This is a genomic window from Streptomyces sp. NPDC007162 (assembly GCF_040634175.1).
Classification (GTDB): Bacteria; Actinomycetota; Actinomycetes; order Streptomycetales; family Streptomycetaceae; genus Streptomyces.
In genome coordinates this window covers 1-4511 of sequence record NZ_JBEYFC010000622.1, presented here as the reverse complement: position 1 = coordinate 4511, position 4511 = coordinate 1, and the positions used below count along the sequence as shown (strand labels likewise).

The 4511-nt window shown below is 71.0% G+C and carries 4 protein-coding genes; 2 read left to right on the top strand and 2 right to left on the bottom strand.

The genetic code is table 11. From position 1 onward, the window contains the following. Both ABZ646_RS40700 and ABZ646_RS40695 read right to left on the bottom strand, forming a co-directional pair. A partial coding sequence (locus ABZ646_RS40700) for an MHYT domain-containing protein (RefSeq protein ID WP_360531056.1) occupies positions 1–852 on the bottom strand: 852 nt, incomplete at its 3' end. Positions 853–968: 116 nt separating this feature from the next. Then, a complete protein-coding gene (locus tag ABZ646_RS40695; protein WP_360531054.1) occupies positions 969–1619 on the bottom strand; it encodes an NAD(P)-binding domain-containing protein in 651 nt (216 codons plus the stop codon). A 156-nt stretch (positions 1620–1775) separates the two neighbouring features. Between ABZ646_RS40695 and ABZ646_RS40690 the strand changes: the two genes are divergently transcribed. Together ABZ646_RS40690 and ABZ646_RS40685 are read left to right on the top strand one after the other, a co-directional pair. Next, positions 1776–2219: a GNAT family N-acetyltransferase gene (locus ABZ646_RS40690; RefSeq protein WP_360531051.1), complete on the top strand. Its 444-nt coding sequence runs from the start codon at positions 1776–1778 to the stop codon at positions 2217–2219. 255 nt (positions 2220–2474) lie between these two features. Then, positions 2475–4511, top strand: a 2037-nt coding sequence (locus ABZ646_RS40685; RefSeq protein ID WP_360531048.1) for a M4 family metallopeptidase, incomplete at its 3' end; no start/stop codon positions are given.

Below are 4511 nucleotides of genomic sequence, written 5' to 3'. Positions count from 1 at the left end.
GCCGTCGCGGTTGCGGGGGGTGCGGTCGCCGCGCGGGCCCGGCGGCCGGGAGCGCGCCGCCCGGACCGGCGCCGGAACGTCCTTCCCGGTCGGCGTCCGCCGGTTCCAGTCGCCCTCGCCGAGCACCAGCAGCGGGTCGAACATCACCACCACTCCGGCCAGCAGCAGGAACACGACGGGCCCCAGCAGCATGGGCAGCAGCACCGAGGTCGGTGACGCGCTCGCCCAGGCGGTGGCGGCAGCGGGACGCACCTCGACGCGCACCGCCGTCATCGCGGTGAAGTGCATGCCGGACACCGCGAGGCCCATTACCAGGCTGGCGCCCAGGCTCGCCGTGAAGCCCCGCACGGACACGGCCGCCCACAGTGCCGCCGTGGCCGCCGCGATCGCGATCAGCACCGACAGGGCGACCGTGAGCGGGGCGTAGTGAATCGTTCCGTCAAAGCGCAGCGCCGCCATGCCCAGGTAGTGCATGGCGGCCACCCCGAGCCCGGTGACGACGCCCGCGCCCCAGAGGGTTCCGGCGGTCGCGCCCCGATAGCCGACCACGAAGACGCCGATGCCGACCACCGCGATCGCCACCGCGAGACTGAGCAGGGTGCGGCCCACGTCGTAACGGATCGTCGTCTCCTGGACGTGGAAGCCGATCATCGCGATGAAGTGCATCGTCCAGATGCCGCAGCCGATGGAGGCCGCGCCCAGCGCGAGCCAGCCGGGCCGCCACGACCGGCCGCGGTGGTAGAGCGACCTGACGATGCAGCGCAGCCCCAGTGCCCCGCCCAGACAGGCCATCAGACAGGCCGCCACCGGAGTGACCATGCCGTAGTGGAACCCGTCGATCGTGCCGTGCATAAATGCAACTCCCCCCAGAGCCACGGCTGTTGTGGGGGAAGGTACTACGCGCCGGGGGCGTGCGCCGGGATGTTCGCCGAGACATCTGCCGCCCCTCGCGCACCACGGGCCGGGGCTCAGGGCGGGACGATCTTGATCGCGCTCATCCAGCCGTGTCCCTCGGGCCGTGTCTGCAGGGCCATGTGCAGCAACTGCATGCCCTCCAGCTCGCGGGCGTGGCGCAGCGCGCCGACGACCACCGGATTGAGCCCGCCGGAGGCGGCCAGCTCGGCCACCCGGTCCCGGGCCGCAGCGTCGTCGCCCGCGATGAACACGTCCAGGGGCAGTCCGCCGACCTCGCCCGCGACCAGCGCACCCGCGAAGGTGGTGTTGAAGGCCTTGACCACGTGCGTGCCCGGCGCGGCGGCCTTCGCGAGCTGCTGGGCGGCGGAGCTGTCCGCGGGCACCGTGAGCGAGTCGAAGGTGGCGAAGTCCACCGGGTTGGAGATGTCGACGACCGCCTTGCCGGCGAGCCGGTCCCCGTACTCGGTCACGACCTCGCGGGCTGCGTCGAACGGCACGGCCAGCACCACCACGTCCGCCGACCCGACCGCGTCCGGCACGGCGGGCTCCACGTCGGCCCCCGCCACCCGCTCGGCCAGTGCCTTCGCGAGCGTGCCGGCCTTTGCGGGATCCGTGCCGATCAGCCGGACCGTGTGTCCGCCCGCCAGGGCCCGGGTGGCGATACCGCCCGCCATGTTGCCTGTGCCCACGATGAAGACCCGCATGAGGAGCCCCTTCCGTCTGGAGTTGGGAGCTGCCGACGGCCGGTTGTGGTGCGAGGTGTCACACTCCGGCCGAACCAGGATAAAACGGTGCGGCCGACCGCGCTGTTCTCCGCCCCGGCCCCTTGGCGTCCGGCCGCCCCGGATAGCGTGGCGATCATGAGGGACTGGAGGATGCGGCCGGCGTCACCGGTGGACGTCGAGGCGGTGGCCGAGCTGCGTGCCGTCGTCCTGCGGGCCGATCTGGAGCGGCTCGGACGGTACGATCCGCGGCGCGTCCGGCAGCGGCTGCGGGACGGGTTCGACGCCGACCGGACCTCGGTGATCGAGGTGGACGGCGCCTTCGCCGGGTGCGTGGCGCTGCGGCCGGCCGAGGACGCGCTCTGGCTGGAGCACTTCTACCTGGCTCCGGAGCTCCAGGGGGCCGGGATCGGTTCGGGGGTCCTGGCCGAACTACTGGCGCGGTGCGACCGTGACGGGGCCCTGGTCCGGCTGAACGTCCTGCGGGGCAGTGCGGCCCGACGGCTGTACGAGCGGCACGGGTTCACGGTAGTGACCGAGGACCCGGTGGACGTCTTCATGGTGCGCGCGCCGTCCCGGTGAGTCCGGGCCCGTGCCGACCGTCCGGCGGTGCATAGGGAAAACCCTCGAATGACCTCGACGCGGCTGACATGTTCGGGTCAAAACTGGAATCCTCGCGGAGCACACGCTTCCCCCAGGGCGTGTCCACGGATCACGGACCGCGTACCCCGGTCCCGGATCCCGGTTCCCGCACAGCTCAGCTCGTCCCGGACAGCACATCCGGCTGCCCGGTCTGTCACCGGCCGCGACCCGGCGGCCGTAGCAGGAGGAGTACGAGTGAGACGTCTTCCCCACAGACGCGCCACGGTCGGGGCCGCCCTGGTCTCCACCGCGGCCTTCCTCGCCGTCGGCATCCAGTCGGTCCCGGCGAACGCCCAGCCCGCCAAGCCCCACCCCAGCCCCCTGCGCACCGGCGGCCTGGAAGCCGAGCTCACCCCCACCCAGCACAGCGCGCTCCTCAAGAGCGCCCGGCAGGGGACCGCGGCGACCGCCCGCACCATCGGCCTCGGCGCCAAGGAGAAACTGGTCGTCAAGGACGTCGTCAAGGACAACGACGGCACCCTGCACACCCGTTACGAGCGCACCTACGACGGCCTCCCCGTCCTCGGCGGGGACCTGGTCGTGCACACCCCGCCCACCTCGCTCGCGGCCGGCACGGTGAGCACGACCTTCAACAACAAGCACACCATCAAGGTCGCCTCCGTCAGCCCGACCGTCACCAAGGCGGCGGCCGGGGCCAAGGCGCTCAGGACCGCCAGGGCCCTCGACGCCGCCAAGGCCACCACCGACAGCGCCCGCAAGGTGATCTGGGCCGGCACCGGCACCCCGAAGCTCGCCTGGGAGACCGTGATCGGCGGCTTCCAGGACGACGGCACGCCCAGCCGGCTGCACGTCATCACGGACGCGACGACCGGCAAGGAGCTGTACCGCTACCAGGCCGTCAAGTCCGGCACCGGCAACACCCAGTACAGCGGCACGGTCTCGCTGTCGACCACGCTGTCCGGTTCGACGTACCAGCTGTACGACACCACGCGCGGCGGCCACAAGACGTACAACCTCAACAACGCCACGTCGGGCACCGGCACCCTGATGACCGACTCCGACGACGTCTGGGGCACCGGCTCCGGCTCCAACACCCAGACCGCCGGCGCCGACGCCGCCTACGGAGCCCAGGAGACCTGGGACTTCTACAAGAACACCTTCGGGCGCAGCGGCATCAAGAACGACGGCACCGCCGCCTACTCCCGCGTCCACTACAGCAGCAGCTACGTCAACGCCTTCTGGGACGACAGCTGCTTCTGCATGACCTACGGCGACGGCTCCGGCGGCACCCACGCCCTGACCTCGCTGGACGTGGCCGGCCACGAGATGAGCCACGGTGTCACCTCGAACACCGCCGGTCTCAACTACACCGGTGAGTCCGGCGGGTTGAACGAGGCGACCTCCGACATCTTCGGCACCGGCGTGGAGTTCTACGCCAACAACTCCTCCGACGTCGGCGACTACCTCATCGGCGAGAAGATCGACATCAACGGCGACGGCACGCCGCTGCGTTACATGGACAAGCCGAGCAAGGACGGTTCGTCGGCGGACAGCTGGTACTCCGGGGTGGGCAACCTCGACGTGCACTACTCGTCGGGTCCGGCGAACCACATGTTCTACCTGCTCTCCGAAGGCAGCGGAACCAAGACCATCAACGGCGTCACCTACACCAGCACCACCTCCGACGGAGTCGCCGTCGCCGGCATCGGCCGGGCCGCGGCCCTGCAGATCTGGTACAAGGCGCTGACGTCGTACATGACGTCCAGCACCACCTACGCGGGTGCCCGCACCGCCGCCCTGAACGCGGCCGCCGCCCTGTACGGCACCAGTTCCACCCAGTACGCCGGGGTCGGCAACGCGTTCGCCGGCATCAACGTCGGCAGCCACATCACCGTGCCCACCTCGGGCGTCACGGTCACCAACCCGGGCAGCCAGTCCTCGACCGTGGGCACCGCGGTGAGCCTGCAGATCGCGGCGAGCAGCACCAACAGCGGCTCACTGACCTACGCGGCGACCGGCCTGCCGACCGGCCTGTCGATCAACAGCTCGACCGGTGCCGTCTCCGGAACGCCCACCACCGCGGGCACCTACAGCACCACCGTCACGGTGACCGACTCGACCGGCGCCACCGGTACCGCGTCCTTCACCTGGACGGTCAGCTCGTCCGGCGGCGGCTCCTGCACCTCCTCGCAGCTGCTGGGCAACAACGGCTTCGAGTCGGGCAACACCACCTGGACCGCCTCCAGCGGGGTCATCACCAACTCCACCAGC